This window comes from Vibrio sp. PID23_8, assembly GCF_003584965.1.
In the GTDB taxonomy this organism is placed as follows: Bacteria; Pseudomonadota; Gammaproteobacteria; order Enterobacterales; family Vibrionaceae; genus Vibrio.
Window position 1 is genome coordinate 25,270 of sequence record NZ_LIXE01000017.1, and the last position, 24,364, is coordinate 49,633.

At 45.3% G+C, this 24,364-nt stretch carries 24 protein-coding genes and 1 riboswitch; of the genes, 17 read left to right on the top strand and 7 right to left on the bottom strand.

Annotation, left to right across the window (positions count from 1 at the left end; genetic code table 11):
- The first annotated feature begins 817 nt into the window (after window positions 1-817).
- The 3 genes from AK966_RS18175 (at window position 818) to AK966_RS18185 (ending at window position 2,432) form a co-directional block, all read left to right on the top strand.
- Window positions 818-1,438 carry a lysoplasmalogenase gene (locus tag AK966_RS18175; RefSeq protein WP_119464660.1) on the top strand — a complete coding sequence of 207 codons (621 nt, stop codon included), beginning with the start codon at window positions 818-820 and terminating at the stop codon, window positions 1,436-1,438.
- 85 nt (window positions 1,439-1,523) lie between these two features.
- On the top strand, window positions 1,524-1,745 hold the full coding sequence (locus AK966_RS18180) for a YecH family metal-binding protein (RefSeq protein WP_172438190.1): 222 nt from the start codon (window positions 1,524-1,526) through the stop codon (window positions 1,743-1,745).
- Between the two features lie 102 nt (window positions 1,746-1,847).
- A complete protein-coding gene (locus AK966_RS18185; protein WP_005430358.1) occupies window positions 1,848-2,432 on the top strand; it encodes a YhgN family NAAT transporter in 585 nt (194 codons plus the stop codon).
- A gap of 64 nt (window positions 2,433-2,496) precedes the next feature.
- On the opposite strand, the gene AK966_RS18190 is transcribed toward AK966_RS18185, so the two are convergent.
- Both AK966_RS18190 and rsmD read right to left on the bottom strand, forming a co-directional pair.
- A complete protein-coding gene (locus AK966_RS18190) occupies window positions 2,497-2,763 on the bottom strand; it encodes a DUF1145 domain-containing protein (RefSeq protein WP_099080949.1) in 267 nt (88 codons plus the stop codon).
- A gap of 25 nt (window positions 2,764-2,788) precedes the next feature.
- On the bottom strand, window positions 2,789-3,388 hold the full coding sequence (gene rsmD, locus AK966_RS18195) for a 16S rRNA (guanine(966)-N(2))-methyltransferase RsmD (RefSeq protein ID WP_099080950.1): 600 nt from the start codon (window positions 3,386-3,388) through the stop codon (window positions 2,789-2,791).
- A gap of 223 nt (window positions 3,389-3,611) precedes the next feature.
- On the opposite strand from rsmD, the gene ftsY reads away from it, so the two are divergent.
- From ftsY to glpG, 6 genes are all read left to right on the top strand, one after another.
- Window positions 3,612-4,814 carry a signal recognition particle-docking protein FtsY gene (ftsY, locus tag AK966_RS18200; protein ID WP_099080951.1) on the top strand — a complete coding sequence of 401 codons (1,203 nt, stop codon included), beginning with the start codon at window positions 3,612-3,614 and terminating at the stop codon, window positions 4,812-4,814.
- Window positions 4,815-4,837: 23 nt separating this feature from the next.
- Window positions 4,838-5,512, top strand: a complete 675-nt coding sequence (gene ftsE, locus AK966_RS18205) for a cell division ATP-binding protein FtsE (RefSeq protein WP_005535654.1) — start codon at window positions 4,838-4,840, stop codon at window positions 5,510-5,512.
- Window positions 5,502-6,470: a permease-like cell division protein FtsX gene (gene ftsX, locus AK966_RS18210; RefSeq protein ID WP_099080952.1), complete on the top strand. Its 969-nt coding sequence runs from the start codon at window positions 5,502-5,504 to the stop codon at window positions 6,468-6,470. Before ftsE ends, ftsX begins: the two co-directional genes overlap by 11 nt.
- Window positions 6,471-6,646: 176 nt before the next feature.
- The gene (gene rpoH, locus AK966_RS18215; RefSeq protein ID WP_099080953.1) at window positions 6,647-7,504 is read left to right on the top strand and encodes an RNA polymerase sigma factor RpoH; all 858 of its coding nucleotides are present in this window, start codon (window positions 6,647-6,649) and stop codon (window positions 7,502-7,504) included.
- 414 nt (window positions 7,505-7,918) lie between these two features.
- On the top strand, window positions 7,919-8,239 hold the full coding sequence (gene glpE / locus AK966_RS18220) for a thiosulfate sulfurtransferase GlpE (RefSeq protein WP_099080954.1): 321 nt from the start codon (window positions 7,919-7,921) through the stop codon (window positions 8,237-8,239).
- On the top strand, window positions 8,239-9,078 hold the full coding sequence (glpG, locus tag AK966_RS18225) for a rhomboid family intramembrane serine protease GlpG (protein WP_099080955.1): 840 nt from the start codon (window positions 8,239-8,241) through the stop codon (window positions 9,076-9,078). Before glpE ends, glpG begins: the two co-directional genes overlap by 1 nt.
- A 65-nt stretch (window positions 9,079-9,143) precedes the next feature.
- Here the strand turns inward: glpG and AK966_RS18230 are convergent, their stop codons facing one another.
- Window positions 9,144-9,554 (bottom strand): flagellar basal body-associated protein FliL, encoded by a 411-nt coding sequence (locus AK966_RS18230; RefSeq protein ID WP_119464661.1) that lies wholly within the window; start codon window positions 9,552-9,554, stop codon window positions 9,144-9,146.
- Window positions 9,555-9,706: 152 nt separating this feature from the next.
- Between AK966_RS18230 and AK966_RS18235 the strand changes: the two genes are divergently transcribed.
- Both AK966_RS18235 and ubiA read left to right on the top strand, forming a co-directional pair.
- Window positions 9,707-10,246, top strand: a complete 540-nt coding sequence (locus tag AK966_RS18235; protein ID WP_172438191.1) for a chorismate lyase — start codon at window positions 9,707-9,709, stop codon at window positions 10,244-10,246.
- Window positions 10,247-11,101: a 4-hydroxybenzoate octaprenyltransferase gene (ubiA, locus tag AK966_RS18240; RefSeq protein ID WP_099080958.1), complete on the top strand. Its 855-nt coding sequence runs from the start codon at window positions 10,247-10,249 to the stop codon at window positions 11,099-11,101.
- Between the two features lie 82 nt (window positions 11,102-11,183).
- Here ubiA and plsB read toward each other — a convergent pair whose 3' ends face one another.
- Window positions 11,184-13,610, bottom strand: coding sequence for a glycerol-3-phosphate 1-O-acyltransferase PlsB (plsB, locus tag AK966_RS18245; RefSeq protein WP_119464662.1), 2,427 nt, complete (start codon window positions 13,608-13,610; stop codon window positions 11,184-11,186).
- 368 nt (window positions 13,611-13,978) lie between these two features.
- Between plsB and lexA the strand changes: the two genes are divergently transcribed.
- Both lexA and dinF read left to right on the top strand, forming a co-directional pair.
- The gene (gene lexA, locus AK966_RS18255) at window positions 13,979-14,599 is read left to right on the top strand and encodes a transcriptional repressor LexA (protein ID WP_099080960.1); all 621 of its coding nucleotides are present in this window, start codon (window positions 13,979-13,981) and stop codon (window positions 14,597-14,599) included.
- A 198-nt stretch (window positions 14,600-14,797) separates the two neighbouring features.
- Window positions 14,798-16,141, top strand: a complete 1,344-nt coding sequence (gene dinF / locus AK966_RS18260; RefSeq protein WP_099080961.1) for an MATE family efflux transporter DinF — start codon at window positions 14,798-14,800, stop codon at window positions 16,139-16,141.
- A gap of 63 nt (window positions 16,142-16,204) precedes the next feature.
- On the opposite strand, the gene sthA is transcribed toward dinF, so the two are convergent.
- A complete protein-coding gene (gene sthA / locus AK966_RS18265) occupies window positions 16,205-17,635 on the bottom strand; it encodes a Si-specific NAD(P)(+) transhydrogenase (protein WP_119464663.1) in 1,431 nt (476 codons plus the stop codon).
- Window positions 17,636-17,912: 277 nt separating this feature from the next.
- Here sthA and fabR point away from each other — a divergent pair, with 277 nt between their 5' ends.
- Both fabR and AK966_RS18275 read left to right on the top strand, forming a co-directional pair.
- Complete coding sequence (gene fabR / locus AK966_RS18270; RefSeq protein ID WP_099080963.1) at window positions 17,913-18,554, top strand: HTH-type transcriptional repressor FabR; 642 nt, start codon at window positions 17,913-17,915, stop codon at window positions 18,552-18,554.
- Window positions 18,554-18,919: a YijD family membrane protein gene (locus tag AK966_RS18275; protein WP_099080964.1), complete on the top strand. Its 366-nt coding sequence runs from the start codon at window positions 18,554-18,556 to the stop codon at window positions 18,917-18,919. Before fabR ends, AK966_RS18275 begins: the two co-directional genes overlap by 1 nt.
- A 65-nt stretch (window positions 18,920-18,984) precedes the next feature.
- Here AK966_RS18275 and trmA read toward each other — a convergent pair whose 3' ends face one another.
- Complete coding sequence (gene trmA / locus AK966_RS18280; RefSeq protein WP_119464664.1) at window positions 18,985-20,094, bottom strand: tRNA (uridine(54)-C5)-methyltransferase TrmA; 1,110 nt, start codon at window positions 20,092-20,094, stop codon at window positions 18,985-18,987.
- Between the two features lie 183 nt (window positions 20,095-20,277).
- A riboswitch (cobalamin riboswitch) is annotated at window positions 20,278-20,480 on the top strand.
- Window positions 20,481-20,535: 55 nt separating this feature from the next.
- Between trmA and AK966_RS18285 the strand changes: the two genes are divergently transcribed.
- Both AK966_RS18285 and murI read left to right on the top strand, forming a co-directional pair.
- Window positions 20,536-22,410, top strand: a complete 1,875-nt coding sequence (locus tag AK966_RS18285; protein WP_119464665.1) for a TonB-dependent receptor domain-containing protein — start codon at window positions 20,536-20,538, stop codon at window positions 22,408-22,410.
- Window positions 22,411-22,592: 182 nt separating this feature from the next.
- Window positions 22,593-23,408 (top strand): glutamate racemase, encoded by an 816-nt coding sequence (gene murI, locus AK966_RS18290; protein ID WP_099080967.1) that lies wholly within the window; start codon window positions 22,593-22,595, stop codon window positions 23,406-23,408.
- On the opposite strand, the gene AK966_RS18295 is transcribed toward murI, so the two are convergent.
- Complete coding sequence (locus AK966_RS18295) at window positions 23,362-23,817, bottom strand: RNA-binding protein (RefSeq protein WP_119464666.1); 456 nt, start codon at window positions 23,815-23,817, stop codon at window positions 23,362-23,364. The genes murI and AK966_RS18295 overlap by 47 nt on opposite strands.
- Window positions 23,818-24,364: the final 547 nt, after the last annotated feature.

Consider the following 24,364-nt stretch of genomic DNA (forward strand, 5'->3'; position numbering starts at 1 on the left):
CTTGATGAACTCGATGTAATCAATATAGCACTGTTTTCAGGCTTTGATCAACCAGATTGCCAAAAGGTTTTCAAAAACAATACTTAATCATTCATTATCACCGCTATTTGATGATTAAAACAGTGTTTTTTGACTTGATTGCTAAGTGTTCTTATTGTGGTTTATTTCTCCTAATAAATTATAAATTATTGATTTTTATTAGTTAAAATTCGTTACATTAATGGGGTGATAGTGTTTTTTTTTTCTGGTGGTGGTTTGGTTATGTATTTTTTGTGTGTTTCTCAAAAGTTGGGAAAATGGTGGTGCTTTCTGGCAGGGGTGATTGAGTGTGTGGCTTGGTTGGCGTCATTTTCTTATCAGATGAGAAAGTTATCGTGCTAAAAACGCAGCACTACGGATCCTATTGTCTAAGGTCGAGTTTTATTGAACAAACGCAACTATTGTCATCAATATTAGATACTTAATATGTGTAACTTGAGTTTTTATTCTATATTGTAACGGGGCGTCTGGGGGTTTTTGCTGTATCAAGGTTGCAATATTTCTGCTTTTGAATCGCTAATTGGGTGGATTTCTATTTTGTGTCGATAATTCCATCATACTGTCTGTATTGCGAGCATATTGATGGTTTTCTTTTCAATTTTTTCTGTATGTTAATGCTAGTGGGGAGGCCTTCTATTGTGAGAGAAAGTATAAAGTGGTGGTCGGCGTAACGAATGTGTCGAATCGCTAGCGAGATCCAACTTTCATAGATTGCACCTTTACATAGCGATTGGTCTACCTAGACTAGCGGCGAGGTAACATAAAAGGTGTATACGGCATGTGGAGTTGGTTGGCAATTGGGCTATCGGGGCTATATTCCGTGTTGGGAGCGAAGCAAGTTAATCCAACACAATCCCTGATATTTAAAATTTTTACTCTGCTTTTGTTGTTTATTTTGGCAATTACTCAGGGCGACTCAGCAGCTCATACCTATTGGATTGCTGGCGGATTGATCGTTTTCATACTTGCAGACACGCTTCATTCATTCAAATCTCGCAAGCCGCTTTACTTTGCTAGCTACTTGTTGGCCCAGCTCTGTTATAGCAAAGCTTTTTGGGTGCAAATTAACGGCGAAGTTGTTTGGTGGCTTTTAGCGTTATTGTTGGCCGCAAGCATCGTTGCCTTTTTCTTGCTACTTCCTCAATTAGACTCTTTGGTATTTCCGGTCGTTGTTATGGGCATCATGCTTGTTTTCCTTGCGTGGTCAGCCGGTGACGTCTGGCTACATATTCCAAGTTATGCCAATGCGCTTGGTTTCACTGGGACGCTCGTTATGACGGGTTCCGCGCTTGTTTATGCTATTCATGGGTATCGTAAGCCAATGAGACATGCTTACTTGTGGGTGAGTGGGAGTTACTTTTTAGCGCATGCACTTATTGTGTCTTCCATCATTTATTAGGTTTAACAGATCCTAACCTAAGTCAAAGCAACGTTAGCTGATTTGAGTACACTGACCACACTGAATTTGAACACTGGAGTTGATGATGACTGAAATTCATGCCCATGACCTACTAAACTTACTTCGCGAAACGCCAATGAATCGTGATGAGCTAGCGGCTCACTTTGGCGCAGAAGTGCGTTTTCATACCTGTAAGTTGAATGATCTAGACTTAGATGCATTGCTAGAATTTTTGCTAAAACGCGAAAAAGTACTTGAACTGGAAGGTAAGTTTGTGGTGAACATGGCGCGTATCTGCAACCACTAAGCTCCGACCTAGTATGACCGAAGTGAGGGCGAATGTTTTTAATTGGCCCTCAAACATAGTCTCGCCTATACTGGCCGCCATCTTATTAGTCGAGGCCAGAACATGGACATTCTTTCAGCAGCGACCATGCTGTTTCTTATTATGGATCCTCTTGGCAATTTGCCGATAGTGTTGTCCATTCTCAAACATTTAGATGCGAAGCGTCGCCGAAAAGTACTGATTCGTGAACTCGTGTTTGCCTTGATGATTCTGATGCTGTTCTTGTTCGCAGGACAGAGCATCATGAGTTTCCTTCATGTTCAGCCTGAGACCTTGAGTATTTCTGGCGGCATCATTCTGTTTATCATCGCCATTAAGATGATTTTCCCAAGTGCTGGTAGCATTACCGGGCTGGCCGCAGGTGAAGAGCCGTTTATTGTGCCGATGGCCATCCCCATGATTGCTGGGCCTTCGGTTATCGCTGCACTGCTTTTACTTTCTTCTCAGCATCCAGACAAGATTATGGAGTTGTCTGCCGCTGTATTGATTGCTTGGGGCGCCACTTTCTTCATCTTGATGTTCTACAGCTTCTTCCACCGGATTTTGGGAGAGCGTGGTCTCAAAGCGATTGAGCGTTTGATGGGGTTGCTGTTGGTTATGATTTCTACCCAGATGTTTCTTGATGGCGTGAAGAGTTACATGGGTTAAACTTTTGCTCATCGGATGAATATAAAAAGCCGCTCTTGTGAGCGGCTTTCGTTTATCTGTCTTATTACATCATGTGCTTACGACGAATATCGAGCAGAGCAAAAATACCAAAAATTAAAATCGAGTACTTTTCCCATGCGCTCATCTTAATTTTGTCACCAAACGCACCGATGAAGATCGCCATCTGCAAACCATGCATCATGAACAGGAATGCGGCCATGATGTACAGCGCGATAGCTGCTTTTCCTGGGAATGGCATAAAAATGTTGAGAATTAGTATAAACCAGACAAAGGCGATCGCCGCTTTTGCCAGTATCAATAGCGCTTTCATTTAACTATCCTTTTAAATCGAAACTTTAAGCTGGTGAGCGTGCGTATAAGCGATAACTCACTTGACCTGCGGTTTTTTCTCGGTGCAGGAGCCAGCTATCCGGAACCCCAGCCATGTTCAGCTCTTTTTCAGTTTCAATATAAATCATCGCATCTTCAGTCAGCCAGCCGTTTTGCTCTAGCAAGGTCACGGTTTCATCCAATAACCCTTTGCGAAACGGTGGATCGATGAATACTACGTGATGTGGCGTGCCCGGTTGCTTTAAAAAGCTCAGCGTATCGGTATTTACCACATGGATATTGCTAGCATTAAGTGAGGCTACGTTTTTCTGTAGCTGCAGAAATGCTTGAGGGTTTAGCTCAATCATGGTCACTTGTTCCGCTTGGCGAGAAGCGGATTCAAAGCCTAAGCCGCCGGAACCTGCGAATAAGTCGAGGCACTTTGCTTGTGGTACATCTTGAGCTAACCAGTTAAACAGCGTTTCTTTTACGCGATCCGTGGTTGGACGCAGACCTTCTGCATCATGCACAGGTAGCTTTCTACCTCTCCATAAACCACTAATAATGCGAACAAAGCCCGTTGTTGGCTTTTTTTGTGAGGAGTTTTGCTGGCGACGTCTTACCATAGATTTTTTGACCGCTAATAAAGTGATACTATAGCCAATCGCCCAAGCTTTAAGCTTGGGTGCAGCCCAGAATATTCAAGATGACAGAGTGTAACACTAATAAGATTAGAATTACCTAATTGGAAAGTTAGCACAACTCTGTCATCAGGCTTTTCTGAATCAGTCATTCTGTTTTCAGGAAAGCGTACTTAATAGATAAAGAGACAATCTAGGATAGCCCCAGATGACGGAAAAAAAGAAGCGCGGATTACTTTCGTGGCTAGGTTTTGGTGATGAAGAGCAAAGCCAAAAGCCAACGCCGGAAGAGTCAGTAAAAGAAGAAGCAGCGGAAGCGCCTGCGACCGAGCAGAAACCAACGGAAGAAGTTGCCGAGCCGGTGGAAGAAAAAACAAGTGTGGAAGAAGAGTCAGTGAAAGCTGAGGCTGTTTCAGCAGAAGCAGAAGCAGAAGCAGAAGAGCCGCAAGCCCCCGTCGCTCCTCGTGTTCAAGAGCAGGAAAAACCGACCGAGAGCTTCTTTGCACGTCTTAAGCGCAGTCTAAGTCGAACCAAAGCCAACATTGGCGCAGGTTTCTTTGGTTTATTCAGCGGTAAAAAAATTGACGATGACCTCTTCGAAGAGCTAGAAGAGCAGCTATTGATTGCTGATGTGGGCATGAACACCACAACAAAAATCATCAACAACCTGACAGAGAAAGCCTCTCGCGGCGATCTTAAAGATGGCGAAGCCCTTTATGGTCTGCTGAAAGAAGAGATGGCTGAAATCCTTGTTAAGGTTGAACAGCCTCTTGAAATCGACAGTGGCAAAACACCTTACGTTATTTTGATGGTTGGTGTGAACGGTGTGGGGAAAACCACCACGATCGGTAAACTGGCGAAACAATTCCAAAATGAAGGTAAAAAAGTCATGCTTGCCGCAGGTGATACCTTCCGTGCTGCAGCCGTTGAACAGCTACAAGTATGGGGTGAGCGTAATAATGTACCTGTGATTGCTCAGCATACTGGCGCTGACAGTGCTTCGGTCATTTATGATGCGATTGAAGCAGCAAAAGCGCGTGGTGTGGATGTGGTGATTGCGGATACCGCAGGTCGTCTACAAAACAAAGCAAACCTGATGGAAGAGCTACGCAAGATCGTCCGCGTGATGAAGAAAATTGACGATTCGGCACCGCATGAGATCATGCTAACGCTAGACGCAGGTACGGGTCAAAACGCCATTAGCCAAGCAAAACTTTTCAGTGATGTTGCGCCTCTAACCGGGATTACCTTGACTAAGCTGGATGGGACAGCAAAAGGTGGTGTGATCTTTGCGATTGCCGATCAGTTCGAAATCCCAATTCGCTACATTGGTGTTGGTGAAGGTATCGAAGACTTGCGTCCTTTTGAAACTCAAGAGTTCATTGACGCTCTGTTTAGCCGTGAAGAGTAATTAGAGTTAGAGGAAATCAAACGGTGATCAAATTTCAGCAAGTGAGCAAAGCTTACCGAGGTGGTCGACAAGCCCTGCAGAAAGTCGATTTTCACTTGAGGCGCGGAGAGATGGCGTTTTTAGGCGGACATTCTGGTGCAGGTAAAAGCACCTTGTTGAAATTGATATGTGCGATAGAGCGTCCAACCGATGGAAAAATCCATTTCAATGGTCATGACATCACACGTATCTCAAACAAAGACATTCCGTTTTTGCGCCGTAATATCGGAATTGTATTCCAAGATCACCGTCTTTTGATGGATCGCAGCGTGTTCGACAACGTGGCGCTGCCGATGCGCATTGAATCCATTTCCGAAAATGAAATCAAACGCCGCGTTTCTGCAGCGTTGGATAAAACGGGCTTGCTCGATAAAGCCCGTTGTTTGCCTAGCCAGTTATCTGGTGGTGAACAGCAACGGGTGGGTATCGCACGTGCCGTGGTAAACCGGCCAACCTTGCTAGTGGCCGATGAGCCAACTGGTAACCTTGACCCTGAGCTGTCTAACCGCGTGTTACGACTGTTTGAAGAATTTAACCGGGCAGGCGTAACGATTCTCCTTGCGACGCACGATATCGGGTTAGTAAATACTCGCCCACAATATCGCCATTTTGAATTGAACCAAGGCTTCCTAAGTGAGGTAGAAGACTATGGTAGGTAACAAGCGCACCCAGAAGAAAGGGAAAGGTCGCAGTGCCAAGCGTGCCAATACCGATGGTTTTTTTTCTGTCCATGCAAAACAAGCAAAATCTTCTTTCGGCGCGTTATGGCGTCGTCCTTTAGGTAACATTCTTACTCTAGCCGTGATTTCGATGGCGTTGTCGATGCCCGCTTGTTTGTATTTGCTGGGGAAAAACCTCGCTGGAGCAGCTGAGGACGTCGCATCACCATCGCAAGTGAGTGCTTACTTAGTGGAAGGCATGCCTGATGCACGCGTGATGGTGTTAAAAGATCAAATCGAGACTTGGCCTTTAGTAAAAGAGGTGGAATATATTTCGCCGCAACAAGGTCTATCGGATTTAAGCCAATACGCCGGCTTTGACCAAGCGTTGAGCCTACTAAGTGGTTATGCATTACCTGGCGTGTTGGTGATTACACCCGATTCAGAAGTGAAGAGTGATATTCAGTCGATTGCCAAGCAAGTTCGTGAGCAACAAGACGTGACCGACGTGAGGCTCGATGAAGACTGGCTAGCACGCCTTGATGCCATCAAAACTCTTGCTAGTATTATTGTTATCACCCTGACAATACTGATGTTGGGTGCGGTATTTTTAATCGTCGGTAATACATTGCGCTTTAATGTGCTGGCGAACAAAGAAGAGATTCAAACCATGAAGCTGATTGGGGCGACCGACAGCTTTATTCTTCGTCCTTATTTATACACGGGCATGTGGTTCGGTGTGTTGGGTGCAAGCATAGCATGGTTAGTGACGGCTTTGATCACCGTTGTTATGAATAATGCTGTGGAAAAGTTGGCGTCACTTTATGACAGCCAATTCCGTTTGATTGGATTGAGTTGGGATGAATCTCTGTTGTTGATCATCACTGGTAGTTTACTGGGTTGTATCGCCGCACGAGTATCCGCGCAGCGTCACCTGAACGAAATTGAACCTGTTTAGGTGATAAAGGTCTTATACTTGGAATTTATTAGCACAAGCTAATATCTCTCCTCTTGTTTAGACCATTTGTTTATGGATAATTACTCGCCCTTCTTGAAACTTGTTCATTTTAAGTTCAAGATGGCGAAGCTAAATTGTAATGTAATGCTCCAGATCAGAGATTGATGAGGAATTGAATGACAAAAGAAGCGTATCCGATGGCTCTAGTCACGCAAGATAGTCTTGATAGCTATATTCGTTCTGTAAACAGCTACCCAATGCTGACACCAGAAGAAGAGCGTGGGCTGGCAGAAAGATTACATTACAATGGTGAGATAGATGCGGCGAAAGGCCTGATCCTGTCACACCTACGATTCGTTGTTCATGTTGCTCGTGGCTACTCGGGTTATGGCTTGCCGATGGCAGACCTAGTACAAGAGGGCAACATCGGTCTGATGAAAGCGGTTAAGCGTTTCAACCCAGAAGTGGGTGTGCGTTTGGTTTCTTTCGCTGTTCACTGGATCAAAGCTGAGATTCATGAGTACGTATTGCGTAACTGGCGTATCGTGAAGATCGCGACAACCAAAGCGCAACGTAAATTGTTCTTCAATCTGCGTAAATCCAAAAAGCGTCTTGGTTGGTTCAACAACGGTGAAGTAGAAACCGTTGCTCGTGAGCTGGGTGTGGATCCTTCAGAGGTGCGAGAAATGGAATCTCGTCTAGCGGCCGTCGACTCAACGTTTGACATGCCAATGGATGATGATGACAGCGCAAACTCGTACACTGCCCCAATGGTCTACCTAGAAGACAAGTCATCTGATGTGGCTGACAATATTGAAGCGGCAAACTGGGAAACGCACACTAACAACCGTTTAGGTCATGCACTTGCAAGTTTAGATGAGCGCAGCCAGCGCATTGTTCGTTCTCGTTGGTTAGACGATGAGAAGGCAACGTTGCAAGACCTTGCCGATGAGTTTGGCGTTTCTGCCGAGCGTATTCGCCAGTTAGAAAAGAACGCAATGAAGAAACTGAAACTGGCGGTTGGGGAATTCTAACTTCAATTTCTCATCTAAGATAAGATTTTCATAGAAAGCCGAGATCATGTGATCTCGGCTTTTTTATTTTCGATCGAATATCGGTAGCGTTTGCGATCCCACTTATCTGTGCTACCTGTGCATAACTCTGTGAGGTAATTATTCATCAACTGTTCGAAAGCCGGACAAAATAAGGCTTTCAAGTCTAATGCTAGTTGGGGATAGTTATAAATATACACACAACTAAATCAAGATCATTACTATATATTGTGGATCAAAAGATCTAAATATACCTTATCAACGTAATTCACAGCTTTATCCACAAGTGGTGGTATTGTGAGCAAGATTTAATATCCAGATTATCCTTGTGTCTAAGTTTGGCTCTGGATAGGTTACAATAGCATCCGCAATTATGAACAAAAGAAAGAGAAAGAAATGGACCAGTTTCAGCATATTGATGTACAAGGCGCACTGACTCTACTTAAGCAAGGTGACGTAAGGCTTGTTGATATCCGTGACCCTCAAGCGTTTGCCGTTGCTCACGCTGAGTCGGCATTTCACTTAACCAATGACTCTATCGTTTCGTTTATGAATGACGTTGAGTTTGAACAGCCTATCTTAGTGATGTGCTATCACGGGATCAGTAGTCAAGGTGCTGCACAATATTTAGTTAACCAAGGCTTCGAACAGGTGTACAGTGTGGATGGTGGCTTTGAAGCCTGGCAACGAGCACAACTACCGATAGTGAGAAGTTAATGAAGAGATTGGTAACGTTAAATAACCCACGCATGGCGCAAGCTTTCATTGATTACATGGCATCACGCAAGATTGAAATCCAAATGATGCCAGAAGGCGAAGGGCAATTTGCACTCTGGCTTGCGGATAGTCAGCACGAAATAGAAGTGGAAGCCGAATTACAGCACTTTCTTGCGAATCCCTCCGGATCGAAATACAGTGCAGCTTCGTGGGACGTTGCCGATACTCGTAAGAGCCAGTTTCATTACGCGAGCCCGAGCATCATGAGCATGGTTAAAGCTAAAGCGGGCCCTGTGACACTCTCGGTGATGTTCACGTGCGCAGTGATTTACCTTCTGCAGATATTAGGCTTTGGTAGAGGTGTCTTCGACTTATTGCATTTTCCCGCATTTGAAGGGCAGCAATGGCAACTTTGGCGCTGGATAAGCCATGCATTATTGCATTTTTCAGTCACCCATATTGCATTTAACTTACTGTGGTGGTGGCAACTAGGTGGTGATATCGAGCGTCGCTTAGGCTCAGGAAAGCTGCTGCAAATCTTCTTGATCTCAGCGGCACTGTCCGGTGCGGGGCAGTTCTACGTTGAGGGAGCGAACTTCGGTGGCTTGTCTGGCGTGGTTTATGCGTTGCTTGGTTACTTATGGATTCTTGGCTACCGTCTGCCGCATCTTGGTCTAACCCTGCCAAAACCGATTATTGGCTTTATGCTGGTATGGTTAGTGCTGGGCTTTGTTCAGCCGTTTATGGCGATTGCCAATACGGCGCATTTGGTGGGTTTGCTCTCGGGTATGGCGATTGCCATGTTTGATTCTGTGAAGCAAAAATACCAGCAAGTGTAACTTTGCTTGTCTCTCGAAATAAAAGACCGCCAATCGGCGGTCTTTTTGCATATAGAGTTTATCGATTACTGATAGAGGTATTTGGTAAACAACAGATCAGCAATGATGGTTTTACCTGTTTCAGGCAGTAGTGTTTCGTTCAGTGTCGCGACTAAGGTTTTGCGTAGATCTTCTCGACCGGATAGGGATTTGATGGTGTCTTCAGTTTGCTTACCCAGCAGCTCGATTGCGGCATCACGAATCAATGGTTGGTGGTGTTCAATGACCGCCAAATCTTGCTGGCTCATGACCATAATGTCGATGCGCACTTGTACATAACCGAGTTTTTTCCCTTTCGTATAGAAGTTGGTGGTGAGATCGGGCTCAAGGGTAAAGTAGGCTAATTGTGGTCCTGCTTCTTTTGTTTCTGCCCAAGAGGGTGTGGAAACAAGTAGACTTAATGCGAAAATAATTTGGGCTACATAACGTTTGTACATATTTCTAACTTTTCTTTCTCTGGATCGCGATATTCGAATCGCTTAAGTCTTGATACAATGACCGCCTATAACAAATAACGGAACTTACAGTTTCAATAAGACAGTAAGTTGTTGCTTTATTGTACGCATAAAGCCACTAATTGAATACTAGTATGAATCAGCCGACATCGCTCTATCTTGCTTCTTTATTGGAAGTAGAGTGGCAAAACCCCGAAAATTTTGAATTTCCAAATGAATTCGCCAAGCATTGGCTTGAAGAACAAGGGTCTTTGTCACGCCGTTTAAGTCAGTATTGCCAGCACCTAAGCGTGGAATTACTGCATAATCAAATCGTCGCTGCTAAGACGTTAAAACGCAACGAGAGCCAACTCTTGTCTGAGCAAGATTGCCTTCTGCGTGAGGTGATTTTGCGTGGCGACAATAGTGAGTGGGTCATTGGACGCACCCTTATTCCACGTTCTACCTTGATCGATCAGCAATACGATTTAGCCCAGCAAGGGGATATTCCGCTAGGTTTGACCGTGTTTAGTGCTGACAATGTTGAACGTGATGCCCTACAAATGGGGTGGGTGAGTTTGCCTCAAGGCCGCTTATTAGCTCGTCGTTCAAGACTGTGGATGAATCACAAACCTATGTTGGTCGCTGAGTTATTCTTACCTAGTTCACCAGTTTACGCTAAGGAGAAGGTGTAAATGACCGCAGAGAAAGCCAAAGCATATTGGCAACTGATGCGAATGGATCGCCCAATTGGTTCACTCTTGTTATTGTGGCCGACGGTTTGGGCCCTTGTGATTGCCGCCCAAGGCATGCCAAGTTGGAATGTACTCATCGTGTTTGTGTTAGGCGTGTTCCTAATGCGTAGCGCTGGTTGTGTGATTAACGATTTTGCTGATCGTAAAGTTGATGGCCATGTGAAGCGTACCAAACAGCGCCCACTGCCATCGGGCAAAGTGACCTCGAAAGAGGCGATTGGTCTATTTTTGGTTCTGGGTATCAGCTCATTCTTATTAGTGCTAACCATGAACCCGCTGACGGTTCAGCTTTCTTTCGCAGGCATTGTATTAGCCTTCATTTATCCATTTATGAAGCGCTATACTCACCTGCCGCAACTCTTTTTGGGCTTGGCATTTAGCTGGGCGATTCCAATGGCATGGGCTGCACAAACCGGTGAGTTGCCATGGATTGTGTGGTTCGTGTTCGTGATTAACGCATTATGGACGATTGCTTACGACACTCAATACGCGATGGTCGACCGTGATGATGATTTAAAGATTGGTATTAAATCGACTGCTATCTTGTTCGGTCGTCATGACAAGTTGGTGATTGGCGTTCTGCAGTTGATGACCTTGGCGATGTTGGTTCTGCTTGGTCAACACTACGAACTGGGGCAGAGCTACTACTGGACGATTTTACTTGCCGCTTCTCTGTTTGTGTATCAGCAGCACTTAATTCGCCACCGTGAACGCGATTTGTGTTTTAAAGCCTTCCTCAATAACAATTATGTGGGAATGGTGATTGCGATGGGGTTACTTGTCGCGTTCTGGTAAGTATTCATTACCAAGCCACTATCGTTCGAAGACAAAAAGGCATCCAATCGGATGCCTTTTTAATTTGTACTGAGCTCAGTTTTTATGCCTGAAGTTGGTGGATACTCTCTTCGATAGTGAGCTTCACTTCAGGATAGAGCAGAGCAAACAGAAGCTTGGCGAATTGTTGCGTTTTATCTAAATCGCAATTGCCGTCACTGTCTAAGTATTGCTGTTCTTTCAACGTATTGAACATTGCAGTGAACACACCTTTGTCGAAGAACTCTGGCGCGTTGATACCGTGCAGACGGCCCAAGCGTTGAGCAATGTCTTGGCTCTGCTGTTCTAGATCTGATTTACCTAGCTCTTGGTCGGCAACCAATAAATTCATCGCGATGGAGTAGCGCTGCAATGTTTCAGTGATCGTGCGGCCAAGCAGAACCAAAGGTTGGTTGTTTGATTGGTTGATCTCCAACTTACCGCCGTCTAGGCTGATCATTTTCTGCTCTGCAAACTCGTTCAAGATCTTCACGACGAGATCATTCAGTTTCTCTTCTTTGTAGCTTAGAAACAGCTCTTTCTTAAGGAATGGATAAATTTGTGCAACGTTCTCTTGAATCTTCTCTACTGACAGGTTGCGCTGACGAATGATCATCTGTGCAATCAATGACGGTAGCGCAAACAAGTGAATGATGTTGTTGCGGTAGTAAGTCATCAGAATCGACTGGCTACGATCCAGCGAAATGATGTCACCCATGGTGTCCGTTTCAATCACAAACTTATCCAGAGAGATGGCGTGATCAACCAACTCTTCAGCACTTTCTGTTGGAACGGTTGAAGTGCTTGAATATGGGGTGTTCTTAAGTAGCTTTAAGTAGCACTCAATCTGATTGATCAGCGAGTCACGAGACAAGGCGCGTTGACGAGAGGCCAGTAGCGCTGTTGCACACAGTGTGAGTGCGTTGGTCGCTGCCGCATCGTTAATGTGCGTCATCATCTTGTTTGCTAGATCATTCACCACAGGGTTCATCCATTGTGGCTTGCTGCCGCCCATGCGGTCGATGTCTTTCGTCCACTCAGGAGCGTGCTCATTCAGGTATTGGTTTAGCTGAATTGGCTTACCAAAGTTCACATAGCCAAGCCCAAAGTTGCGCAGCTTACGCAGAGTACGCAACACAAGGCCGGCGTTTTCTTTCTCTTTGCGTGAACCGCGAAGTTCTTTGGCGTAAGTGCCCACTTCCATGACGTGCTCGTAACCGATGTAAACAGGTACTAGCGTGACTGGACGGTTTAGACCGCGCAGCATCGCTTGAATCGTCATGGCCAACATACCGGTTTTTGCTTGCAGTAGACGCCCTGTGCGTGAACGACCGCCTTCGCTGAAGTACTCAACCGAGTAACCTTTCGCGAACAGTTCGGATAGGTACTCACGGAAAATCGTTGAGTACAGCTTGTTGCCTTTAAAGCTACGACGAATAAAGAACGCCCCGCCGCGACGGAAGATTGGGCCTGCTGGGAAGAAATTCAGGTTAATACCTGCAGCAATGTGCGGAGGCACCATACCTTCATGGTACAGAACGTAAGAAAGCAGTAGGTAGTCCATATGACTGCGGTGACATGGCACGTACACAATCTCATGACCATCTTGCGCTAGGCGACGAACGGTCGACGCGTTATTGATGTGCAGACCTTGGTACAGTTTTGTCCATAGCCAACCAAGAATGCGATCGCCGTTTTTCACCAAACCATAAGAGAAGTCAGCGGCAATTTCATCCATGATGTCATGGGCTTCTTTGCGTGCTTTTTCAATCGAGATGTTTTTGCTCTGCGCTTCATCTTCAATCGCTTTCTCTATCGCTGGCGATTGCATTAGACGAGCAAACAGCACTTCGCGTTGAGGCAAGTTTGGACCTGACGCAGCCAGTTTTTGACGAGAGAAGTGGATACGAGCGACACGCGCCAGCTTATGCGCGATGGCACTGTCCGTACCGTGGGAGTCGGCCATGTAACGCAGAGACACCACCGGGCTGAAGCGAACTAAACAGTCGCGACCTGCGGCCATGACTGCTTTTGCTTTTTGCGGGCCATTCATTGGCTGAAGGTATGGCTTGTGGTTCTCTTCTTTACCTGGTTTACGACCCCACAGCACTGTTACTGGGAGCATCTGAACATCAAGTTCGCTGTCGAGCTTGTGCAATTCCAGTAGGTCAGTAAAGAGAGAGACCGATTCGCTAGGTGCATCATTGTCATTGCTCATCATGGTTGGAGGAGACGCAATGAACACGAAACGGTTCAGTGTCTTGCCGTTGACTTCCAATGGGCTGAGCGGGTCAGGTAGACCAAGGCTCAGAGTTTGCTTTTGTAGTGTCAGCAAATCCACGTTCGAACGGAACGGTAAGGCATACACAATCGGTTTGGTTAGGTCGATGTTGAGATCGTCAATCGGATTCGATGGAATTGTGGTGCCCTTTACCATTACCGATAAAGGTAGTTTTAGTAATGAACGTGAAAATGATTGTCCAGAAGACATAAAGTTCACAGCCTCAATAGGTATTCAAACAAGCCCAACCTTATTTCTGTGTCCGCTTTCCCCACATTAATAAGGAAGGAAATAGATACGGCTATAGAAATAAGCCTAGGCGATAAAATTTAAGCGGTGTAAGGATATCAGAAACTGATCAAACCTTTTAATTTTATTGAGTGCAAATTGGTCGATTGCCGAGGTGATGGCTTTCTTTCGTGGAATAGGGAGCGGTGTGTTTAAAACGCCAGCTAAGTTAAGGTTGGTGAGGGCGCTCAGGAAGCGAATCAAATAAATTAAAAAACAACCAATTGGGTTTTCATTTGTTCATTTACTGGATATACTCACAGTTAACTGTATAAAAAGACAGGTGACATATGAAGCCGTTAACGCCGCGCCAACAACAAGTCTTCGATTTGATTAAAAGCAAAATCGAAGATACTGGAATGCCACCAACTCGTGCAGAGATTGCGCGTGAGCTTGGCTTCCGCTCTGCGAATGCCGCAGAAGAACACCTAAAAGCCCTTGCTCGTAAACAAGCGATTGAAATTATACCAGGGGCATCTCGTGGGATACGAATCCTACTGGAAGATGCAGCGAACGACGATCAAGGTTTGCCTTTGATTGGTCAAGTTGCTGCCGGTGAGCCGATTCTGGCTCAAGAGCATGTGGAATCGCACTATCAAGTGGATCCGGCCATGTTCAAACCGAAAGCGGATTTCCTACTTCGCGTAAACGGCGAAAGTATGAAAGACATTGGCATCATGGATGGCGACTTACTGGCTGTGCACAAAACCCAAGATGTGCGTGATGGTCAGGTGGTCGTTGCTCGTGTTGATGATGATGTGACGGTGAAGCGTCTGGAGCGCAAAGGCTCAACGGTATTGCTGCATGCAGAAAACGAAGAGTTTGCGCCTATTCAAGTTGATTTGACGTCTCAGCATCTGGCGATCGAAGGTCTGGCGGTTGGCATTATTCGCAACACGGACTGGATGTAATACTTTCCCTCAAAGCCCAGCACTCTCGCTGGGCTTTATGTATGTTCGTTCTCAACATTAACCAATAAGGGTAACAGATGGGTTATTCCGATTGGTATATCAAGCGGTTATTGGCGAGTTATTAAACTCTCATGTACACTCTTGCGCCTACATTGCCTGGCTTCTTTGTTCGAGTTCAGGCCCACTAAAGAGGCGCCTGTGACAAACTCAATCTTTTCTCCTTTATCAAATCCTCGAGTTCATCGTCAGGTGTTAATGCTCGCAATCCCGATGGTGCTATCGAATATTACTGTCCCACTATTGGGCTTGGTTGACGCCGCTGTGATCGGCCACCTTGAGCACGCTTGGTATCTGGGGGGTGTCGCGTTGGGTAGCACGATGATCAGCGTGACGTTCTGGCTACTTGGCTTTTTACGTATGTCGACCACTGGATTGGCAGCACAGTCTTATGGCGGCGAAGATCGCAAACAGTTGGCGTTGGTGTTCATGCAAGGTTCAGTCATGGCATTGCTGTTCGCGTTGGTCTTTCTTATTGCTCATCATCCGATTGCAGATCTGATCTTTGGTTGGAGTGATGCCAGTGCGGAAGTGAAGCGCTACGGCATACAATATTTCTCTATCCGTGTGTGGAGTGCGCCAGCGGCATTGATGAACTTTGTGTTATTGGGTTGGTTGCTTGGAACGCAAAACGCCAAAGCACCAATGTGGATGGTGATCATCACTAACGCAACTAACATCGCGCTCGATTTGTTGTTTGTGATTGGTTTGGGTTGGAAAGTAGAAGGCGTGGCGCTTGCGTCTGTCATTGCAGACTACTCAGGCATGGCATTTGGCTTACTGTGCGTGTGGAAAACATGGCAAGCGCGCCAGTTGCCGTCTCCAAAGAGTTTGCTTACCGATACTCAACATGGGCTAGGGCGCTTTGTAAAACTCAATCGCGATATCTTCTTACGCTCATTATGCTTGCAAGCAGCATTTAGCTTTATGACTTTCCAAGGAGCGAGCTTTGGTGATGATGTGGTGGCAGCTAATGCGGTATTGATGAGTTTCTTGATGCTGATTTCCTACGGCATGGATGGTTTTGCTTACGCTATGGAAGCCATGGTGGGGAAAGCGATTGGCGCGAAAGACCGAGCACAACTCAGTGCGTCGTTAATTGGTACCTTTTTCTGGAGTCTGATCATCTGTTTGGGTCTGACTGCGGTATTTGCTTTGGTGGGATCGCATTTGATCGCCATGATCACATCAATTGAAGTCGTACAGCAACAAGCGTCCGTTTATTTACCGTGGCTGGTAGTAATGCCATTAACATCGATGTGGTGCTTTCTATTCGATGGTATTTTTGTTGGTGCGACCAAAGGTAAGGACATGCGTAACAGTATGTTTGTCGCGACGTGCTGCTTCTTCGCGATTTTCTTTTTGTTCTCTGGCTGGCAAAACCATGCATTGTGGTTTGCGATGACTAGCTTTATGGCGATGCGGGGGATTGGACTTGGGGTCATCTTCTTCTATCAGTGGCGAAAGGGAAGCTTCCTCGCTTAATTACAAAAAACAGCAGGTCGAAACCTGCTGTTTTAGTTTTTGGATCATGGCAACCCAATTGAATTAGAATAATCGGTTCAATCCGTTCAGTGCGGCTACGCGATACGCTTCTGCCATCGTCGGGTAGTTGAAAGTGGTATTGACGAAGTATTCAATCGTATTGGCTTCGCCTTTTTGCTCCATGATGGCCTGACCGATGTGGATGATTTCCGCAGCGCGCTCACCAAAGCAGTGAATACCAAGAATCTCTTTGGTTTCGCGATGGAAGAGGATCTTCAAGCTGCCGATGTCTTTACCTGCAATCTGTGCACGAGCTAGATGCTTGAATAAAGAGCGTCCCACTTCGTAAGGCACTTTCGCCGCAGTCAGTTCTTGCTCGGTTTTACCTACTGAGCTGATTTCTGGAATGGTGTAGATACCCGTCGGGATATCATCAATCAGATTGCCGTCGGCTTGTCCTTTGGTGATGGCTTGTGCCACGAAACGACCTTGGTCATACGCAGCACTGGCTAGACTAGGATAGCCAATCACATCACCTACGGCGTAGATGTGCTCGATATCGGTACGGTAGTTATCATCGACTTTAAGCTGACCGCGAGAGTCGGCTTCAAGCCCAACGACCGCAAGGTTCAGTTTGTCCGTGTTGCCCGTACGACCATTGGCATACAGTAGGCAATCTGCCTTCATTTTTTTACCGGACTGTAGATGGACGATAACCCCATCCTCGGTGCCTTCTATTTTCTCAAAGGTTTCATCATTGCGAATCACAACGCCACTGTTCCAGAAGTGGTAAGAAAGCGCATCGGAGACTTCGTTATCAAGGAAGGAGAGCAGGCGATCACGAGTGTTAATCAGGTCGGTCTTTACGCCAAGTCCACGGAAGATTGATGCGTACTCACAACCAATTACCCCTGCGCCGTAAATGATGATGTGGCGAGGATCGTGCTTCAAACTCAGGATAGAATCGCTGTCGTAAATACGCTCATGTAAGAAGTCGACGTTGTTCGGTTGGTAAGGGCGAGAACCTGTCGCGATAACAAATTTATCAGCAGAGAAGATTTCTTCCGTACCATCGCTTTGCATCAATGCAATCGAATTATTATCGATAAAGCGTGCTGTACCAAACAATAACGTGCACGAGTTACGATCATAAAAGCCCTGGCGAAGTCGAGTTTGCTTGTCGATGACCGATTTTGCATGGCCTAAAATGTCAGAAAATGTGGCATGAATACTTGTGTTATTACGACAAAATAATGGGTTGTTGTTGAACTCAATAATACGACTAACGGCATGGCGCAATGCTTTCGAAGGTATGGTTCCCCAGTGCGTGCATCCGCCACCCACGCTACTTTCTTTTTCTACAATGGCGACATTCAGTCCTGCTTTGGTTAAACCCATTGCCGCCCCTTCTCCCCCGGGACCACTACCAATTACGATCACGTCATAGTGATTAGCATGCGCCATGATGGTTTCCTTGTTATATTTGCGTAACATTGCTGTTGCGGGATGTTAACTTATTTACACAGTAGGTGGTATGTAATGGCTGCTAGAGAGTGGAAGTGATCACGCAGAAATGAATAAAATAACTATTTGCTATGCGGTATGTCTACAAATTGAGTAGGGAAGATTGCATTCGGATATAAGCCAGTAGTAACGTGTTCGAGGCTCGCTTTGGTCAATTTGAACCGAGATAACGTCGCTTTATACGTAGGGGGGATATGCGTTATATTGACACTCTCGTACCCGAATGAAAAGAAGAGCCAGTTTAAGAATGAAATCAATGGGAATCCGTGCACAACAAAAAGAAAAAACACGTCGCTCGCTGATCGATGCGGCATTTAATCAATTAAGTGCGGATCGTAGTTTTTCCAATCTCAGCTTGCGAGAAGTCGCTCGAGAAGCGGGGATTGCACCCACTTCTTTTTATCGGCACTTCAAAGATATGGATGAGCTAGGCTTAACCATGGTTGATGAAGGTGGTTTGCTATTACGCCAACTGATGCGACAGGCACGCCAGCGTATTGTCAAAGAAGGCAGTGTAATTCGAACTTCGGTTGAAACCTTCATGGAATTCATTGCAAGTAGTCCTAACGTTTTCCGCTTATTGCTGCGTGAGCGCTCTGGCACTTCTTCTGAATTTCGTACTGCCGTCGCTCGAGAAATTCAGCATTTTGCGGCAGAATTAACAGAGTATTTAATGAGCACTGGAATGACTAGGGAAGAGGCGTTTACTCAAGCAGAGGCATCGGTGACCTTGGTATTTAGCTCTGGTGCAGAAGCTTTAGATTTAGATCGACGTGAACGCGATGAACTCGCCGAGCGATTGATCATGCAATTGCGAATGATAGCCAAAGGGGCCTATTGGTATCGCAAAGAACGTGAACGTAACCGATTAAAAGGCGGGATAGAATAATGTCGAATGGAAATAAATCTGAAAAGAAAACGCTGATTTTGGCGCTGGTTGCAGGTATATGTGGTGATGCTTTGTTGTCATGGTTGACCATGAGTGAAGTGTCGTTCTCCATCTTTCCTTTGATTGCTCTTGTGTTGGCGGTACAAGCGCTGTACCAAGAATATCTTAACAATCCGGTATCAGAAGATATCCCGCTCGTGGGGCTAGCATGTTTCTTTGTGGGAGCTTTTGGTCACTCTGCGTTTATCAAAGCGCAATACCCAGAAGCAGGCTCGAACTTCTTTGCTATCCTGGTTTCTCTGATCTTATTGGCTTGGATCGGTAAGAAACTGGGCTTTATGAACAAGAAAAACGCGGTAGAATAAGCAAATCGAATCCAATAAAAAAGCGAGCTACTGAGCTCGCTTTTTTTATGCCTGATGCTGGTGGATTACGCTTTACGCTCAAGCAGAACACCTGCTTCCATGTGGTGCGTGTAAGGGAATTGATCAAACAAAGCAAAACGCGTTACGTTATGTGTTTCACATAGAATGTCCAGGTTCTCTTTTAGTGTCTCAGGGTTGCAAGAGATGTACATAATGCGTCCGTAACCTTGCACCATTTTACACGTGTCTACATCCATACCTGAGCGTGGCGGGTCGACAAAAATCGTATTGCAGTTGTAGCTCTTCAGGTCCACACCCGCATCTTGTAGGCGGCGGAATTCACGCTTACCTTCGATGGCTTGCGTAAACTCTTCTGCTGATAGTCTTAAGATTTGTACGTTATCAATCTTGTTCGCTGCGATGTTGTATTGCGCAGAAACCACCGATGGTTTCGCTAGCTCAGTGGCTAAAACGCGGTCGAAGTTCTGTGCCAGTGCTAAAGAGAAGTTACCGTTACCACAATAAAGCTCTAGTAGATCACCGGTGCTCTCTTGAGTACAGTCAACCGCCCATTCCAGCATTTTTTCTGCTACTTTTCCGTTTGGCTGCGTGAAGCTGTTTTCAACTTGCTGGTAGATGTAACTTTTTCCGTTTACATCGAGCTTCTCAATGACGTAATCGCGGTCAAGAACGACTTTCATTTTTCGCGCACGACCGATGATGTTCAGGTTAAAGCCTTCATCATTTAGACGTTGCTTCAGTGCTTTTGCGTTTTCAATCCATTCATCATCAAGTTGACGGTGGTAAAGCAAAGAAACCAAAACCTCGCCACTCAACGTCGATAGGAAATCCACTTGGAACAATTTGCGGCGTAGTGATTCGTTGTCTTTCATTGCTTCAACCAATAGTGGCATCAAATCATTGATCAGACGACTTGCCGCAGGGAATTGGTCAACGCGGTATTTTTCACGAGTTTCTTGGTCAAACATGATGTAGTAAAGATCTTCACCCTCATGCCAAACGCGGAACTCAGCACGCATACGGTAGTGCTGCTCTGGGGATTCAAACACTTCAAGTTCTGGCACGTTGTATGGCGCGAACATATTTGTCAAACGTTCGACTTTTTCAGCCAGTTGTTCTTGGTAGCGTTGTGGGTTTACATCAAGAGTAGCCATGATCTTACCTTTTATGGTGCATTCAATTTTAGAGCGCAGATTTTATTCAATCTCAACAGTATGTCCAGTTTTGTACCTCAATTGATTTAAAGATAGTGTGCTTTGCGTCGGTAGATCGAGAAATGAACGAGAGTATAAGTAATTTGATGGGGATTCTTGGCTAGACAAATAATCAATAGCTTAATAGTATTTGCCCAAGCTGGTGTTATCTAGCAATCTAGATGGCTGAAATGGGAATCTGGTGAAAATCCAGAACTGACGCGCAGCGGTAAAAGAGAACGAACGCTCATCAAGACACTGCATTAGTTTGTGTGGGAAGTCGAGTAAGTAGGTGGCGTAAGCCTTGCTCTTAAGTCCGAATACCTGCCAGCACCCGAGCCACAGCATTGGACTACTTAAACAGTAGGGCTCGGTAGGAATTACGCGATTTAGGATAACATAATGAGAAAAACCCTTCTTGCGATCACGTGTGTATCGCTGTTTTCACCTACCTCTTATTTACATGCTCAAGTAACAACGGCCGATGAAACCGTTGTGGTGACGGCAAACCGATTCACACAAATTGATGGTGCGGTACTGGCACAAACGGTGACCGTTACCAAAGAAGACATTGAGCGTCTGCAAGCGCAAAGCTTGGTGGATGTATTCCGGACTTTACCTAGTGTTGAAGTCGCGCAGTATGGTGGTCGTGGACAAAGTGCTTCACTTTATGTTCGGGGCGGCAGTTTATCCCAGGTCCTTGTGCTAGTCGATGGTGTGCGTATGCCAAGAGCAATAATGGGTGGTGTGGACTTTAACCAGTTTCCAATTAACGCCATTGAACGCATCGACTATATCCGTGGTGCTCGCGCTTCTATCTACGGTTCAGAAGCGATTTCTGGCGTTATCAACATTATTACTCGTGCAAATATTGATAGTGATGCGAGTAAAGTATCCGCTGGCTACGGTTCTGATAACCATACCCAAGGCACCTTTGTTGTCTCTAAACCGATCGGCGAAGATAAGCACATAAAGGGGGTGTTAGGTTATGAGAAAACGGATGGTTTTAATGTTAAGCCATTGCCGAGCGTTAATGACGGTGATGAGCACGGCTTTGAGTCTTTTAACTTTAAATTGGGCTATCAGCAGCACTTCTTTGAGAATGTGACAGGTTACGTTGGTGTGACGGCATATAACAATGAATATGACTACGACAATAGTAACTATGGAAACCCAGATTGGGACACTGTCGATAAGCACGAAAAGAAAACGGGTGATGTGGAATACGTTGGTGCAGACTTGTCATTGGAATACTCAAAAGAGCTGTATTCTTCAGAGCTGAAAATCGCTTACGGTCAGCAAGACAACTATGACTACAAAGCGAACCAGTCTAAATCAAAAGGTGATCATGTTGCCATTGAGCAATTCAATGCTTTTTGGCTTAACTCGTACAGTGTGAATGATGAGCTAAGCGTTGGTGGTAGCTTGGACTATCGCACTGAGAAGCTCGCAAAAGGCTACATTGCACCAAGTGATTGGGGACCAGCACAAGACTACGCACCAGACAAGAACCCAAGAACCAACTTTGGTGTTAGCGCTATTGCTCAGTATGTATTTGACGTATGGACGCTAGAAGCAAGTGTACGTAATGACGAAAACAATCAGTTTGGTAACAACACCACATGGCAAACGGCTGCTAGTTGGAAAGTTTACGAAGGTTACGAGCTGACCTTGAGTCACGGCACCGCTTTTCGCGCCCCAAGCTTTGTTGACTTGTACTACCCAGGTTCTGAAATGCCAAACTTAAAACCAGAAGAGTCAGAAAATACGGAGATCTCTCTATCTGGCGCGGCATCCATTGTTGATTGGACGGTAACGGGTTACTACAACCAAATTGAGAATATGCTGATTTGGGAAGGTGCGGGCATGCAAAATGTCGGCGAAGCAGAAATCAAAGGTGTTGAGCTAGAAGTGAAGTTCGACACGGATGTTGTTTCTCACGAGTTCTATCTCGATTACAAAGATCCTATCGATAAATCCGGAGCAGAAGACACTCAATTAGCTTACCGTTCAAAACGCGGTGCTAAGTGGAATGCTTACGCAACATTTGACCAATGGACGCTGGGTTCGCAGTATCTGTACCAAGGTGAGCGCTTCTATAATGGCAATAGACTCCCTAGTTATAGTCTATGGATCTTCACTGCTTCTTACGCTGTAAACCAAAGTTGGGATATTAATGCGAAACTGAGCAATGCATTCGATAAGGATTACGAGATGTATTCGGGCTACGCGACTCCGGGGCGTCAGTACTTTGTCTCAGCAGACTATCGCTTTTAATAGCGCTTGAGGAGTTAAGGCCGCCGTATAGGCGGTCTTGTTTATTTCAAAGACATATTGCATTAACTAAGCTTGGAGTGGGACTGAGGCGTAATGCCGCTATCAAAGATACCCAGTTAAAGCATTGCCAAACCAAATCTAACCAGTATGATCGCCGGGTCTCTAATTTGCAGGTAAGACTCGTGCGAGCATCAAGTAAGAAAAAAGTCCTAGTGTTTGATTCCGGTGTCGGAGGGCTATCTGTCTTTCAAGAAATCCACCGACTTCTGCCACACATGGATTACTTGTATTTGTTCGACAATGAAGCTTACCCATACGGTGAGCTTGATCAGGATGTCTTGATATCACGTGTTAATCAACTGGTGTCAGCATTAGTTGAAGATCATCAGGTAGATATTGTGGTCATCGCGTGCAATACCGCGAGTACTATTGTGCTTCCCTCGTTACGTGAAAGCTTATCCATACCTGTCGTCGGTGTCGTGCCAGCGATCAAGCCTGCTTCCTTACTTGCATCTCAAGGGGTTGGGCTTATTGCAACACCGGCAACCGTCACCCGCCAGTACACACATGAATTGATTCGTGATTTTGCACAAGGTAAACCGGTAGAACTCCTTGGCTCTACGCGTTTGGTTGATATGGCAGAAGAAAAGCTGCGTGGTCAGTCGATCTCGATGAATGAATTAAAGACGATCCTTTCGCCCTTGCGAGATAAAGTTGATGTCGCCGTGCTAGGTTGTACACACTTCCCATTGATGAAAGAAGAAATTCATCAAGCGTTAGATGGTGAAGTGACTCTGATTGACTCTGGTGAAGCGATTGCTCGTCGAGTGAAAGCGTTATTATTCAATCAGGAAATAGAAGAAAGTAAAGAAGAGGGGGCTAAGAAGATTTATGCCAGTGCACCTCCTTGGGAAGAAGATGCACTGAACGTTTGTTTGGCGAAACTAGGATTTAATCCTGTTCAGGTTTATCGCCATCCTGGTGTTTTGGATCGTTAGCAATTCGAACTTTCAATGTTCGTTCCATATATTCTTTTTCATTTAGTTTAGCGATGGCTGGTTCAGCATCCTCTGCTGCTATTACGACAAAACCAAACCCTCTTCTTTTGCCTGTGCGCTTATCTTTCATTAAGCGCACAGCGTAGACTTGACCATATTGCGCAAATAAATCACGCACGTGACTCTCATTTGCTTTATAAGGCAGGTTACCGACATACAGCGTTTTAGTAGAAGGATCGGTATTCGAAGGTTGAATAACAGGTGTCTTGCTAGAAAGTGAAAATAGAAAAGCAGTAGCGGCGACACCAATAACGAAGCTGAAGGCTGGCGAAATAGCCAATTGAGAGAAGACAACTCCCCCAACGACCGCTAACCCGGCACATAAGATCAGATTTTTTTTAGAAGTCATTTTAATTACTACATATAGATAAGAATTAAGTAAGTTGCCTATTAACAAAATAGACACATGGATCTTACGTATATGGTTGGTTTTTTTCCAACCAATTGCTGTGACATGTCTCAAATGTGACGAAGAAATATGCAGATACAACGTGTTTGATGGATAAGTGAGCGGTTGAATTGTTTTTTTTCGAAAAAAGGTTGTGTTCATTTCTCAGTTCCCTATACTGCGCATCCACCGACACGGAGTGAGACGAAAGTAACACGACGAGTTGGAAAGGGAGAAAAGAAGTTTGAAAAAACGCTTGACTCTCAAAACGGGAAGCGTAAAGTACGCACCCCTAACCACGAAGCGCAGAAGCGCCAAGTTGATTAGAAAAGCTCTTTAACAATATAGACCTATCAATCTGTGTGGGCACTCGTTGATGATAATCCAATTAGATACCTTGGTATCAAATTAGGTTTCAATGAACTGAGTGACCAATCAAGTCGCAAGACTTGGCACAGTCAATTCATTATCGTTCTGTTGGAACGATAATAGCTTTAAAATTACTTCT

What these genes read in the sequence shown, in the direction of transcription:
- AK966_RS18175 (WP_119464660.1), top strand. Translation starts at nt 818, where the DNA reads ATGTGGAGTTGGTTGGCAATTGGGCTATCGGGGCTATATTCCGTGTTG.
- AK966_RS18180 (WP_172438190.1), top strand. Translation starts at nt 1,524, where the DNA reads ATGACTGAAATTCATGCCCATGACCTACTAAACTTACTTCGCGAAACG.
- AK966_RS18185 (WP_005430358.1), top strand. Translation starts at nt 1,848, where the DNA reads ATGGACATTCTTTCAGCAGCGACCATGCTGTTTCTTATTATGGATCCT.
- AK966_RS18190 (WP_099080949.1), bottom strand. Translation starts at nt 2,763, where the DNA reads ATGAAAGCGCTATTGATACTGGCAAAAGCGGCGATCGCCTTTGTCTGG.
- rsmD (WP_099080950.1), bottom strand. Translation starts at nt 3,388, where the DNA reads ATGGTAAGACGTCGCCAGCAAAACTCCTCACAAAAAAAGCCAACAACG.
- ftsY (WP_099080951.1), top strand. Translation starts at nt 3,612, where the DNA reads ATGACGGAAAAAAAGAAGCGCGGATTACTTTCGTGGCTAGGTTTTGGT.
- ftsX (WP_099080952.1), top strand. Translation starts at nt 5,502, where the DNA reads ATGGTAGGTAACAAGCGCACCCAGAAGAAAGGGAAAGGTCGCAGTGCC.
- rpoH (WP_099080953.1), top strand. Translation starts at nt 6,647, where the DNA reads ATGACAAAAGAAGCGTATCCGATGGCTCTAGTCACGCAAGATAGTCTT.
- glpE (WP_099080954.1), top strand. Translation starts at nt 7,919, where the DNA reads ATGGACCAGTTTCAGCATATTGATGTACAAGGCGCACTGACTCTACTT.
- glpG (WP_099080955.1), top strand. Translation starts at nt 8,239, where the DNA reads ATGAAGAGATTGGTAACGTTAAATAACCCACGCATGGCGCAAGCTTTC.
- AK966_RS18230 (WP_119464661.1), bottom strand. Translation starts at nt 9,554, where the DNA reads ATGTACAAACGTTATGTAGCCCAAATTATTTTCGCATTAAGTCTACTT.
- AK966_RS18235 (WP_172438191.1), top strand. Translation starts at nt 9,707, where the DNA reads ATGAATCAGCCGACATCGCTCTATCTTGCTTCTTTATTGGAAGTAGAG.
- ubiA (WP_099080958.1), top strand. Translation starts at nt 10,247, where the DNA reads ATGACCGCAGAGAAAGCCAAAGCATATTGGCAACTGATGCGAATGGAT.
- plsB (WP_119464662.1), bottom strand. Translation starts at nt 13,610, where the DNA reads ATGTCTTCTGGACAATCATTTTCACGTTCATTACTAAAACTACCTTTA.
- lexA (WP_099080960.1), top strand. Translation starts at nt 13,979, where the DNA reads ATGAAGCCGTTAACGCCGCGCCAACAACAAGTCTTCGATTTGATTAAA.
- sthA (WP_119464663.1), bottom strand. Translation starts at nt 17,635, where the DNA reads ATGTTACGCAAATATAACAAGGAAACCATCATGGCGCATGCTAATCAC.
- fabR (WP_099080963.1), top strand. Translation starts at nt 17,913, where the DNA reads ATGAAATCAATGGGAATCCGTGCACAACAAAAAGAAAAAACACGTCGC.
- AK966_RS18275 (WP_099080964.1), top strand. Translation starts at nt 18,554, where the DNA reads ATGTCGAATGGAAATAAATCTGAAAAGAAAACGCTGATTTTGGCGCTG.
- trmA (WP_119464664.1), bottom strand. Translation starts at nt 20,094, where the DNA reads ATGGCTACTCTTGATGTAAACCCACAACGCTACCAAGAACAACTGGCT.
- AK966_RS18285 (WP_119464665.1), top strand. Translation starts at nt 20,536, where the DNA reads ATGAGAAAAACCCTTCTTGCGATCACGTGTGTATCGCTGTTTTCACCT.
- AK966_RS18295 (WP_119464666.1), bottom strand. Translation starts at nt 23,817, where the DNA reads ATGACTTCTAAAAAAAATCTGATCTTATGTGCCGGGTTAGCGGTCGTT.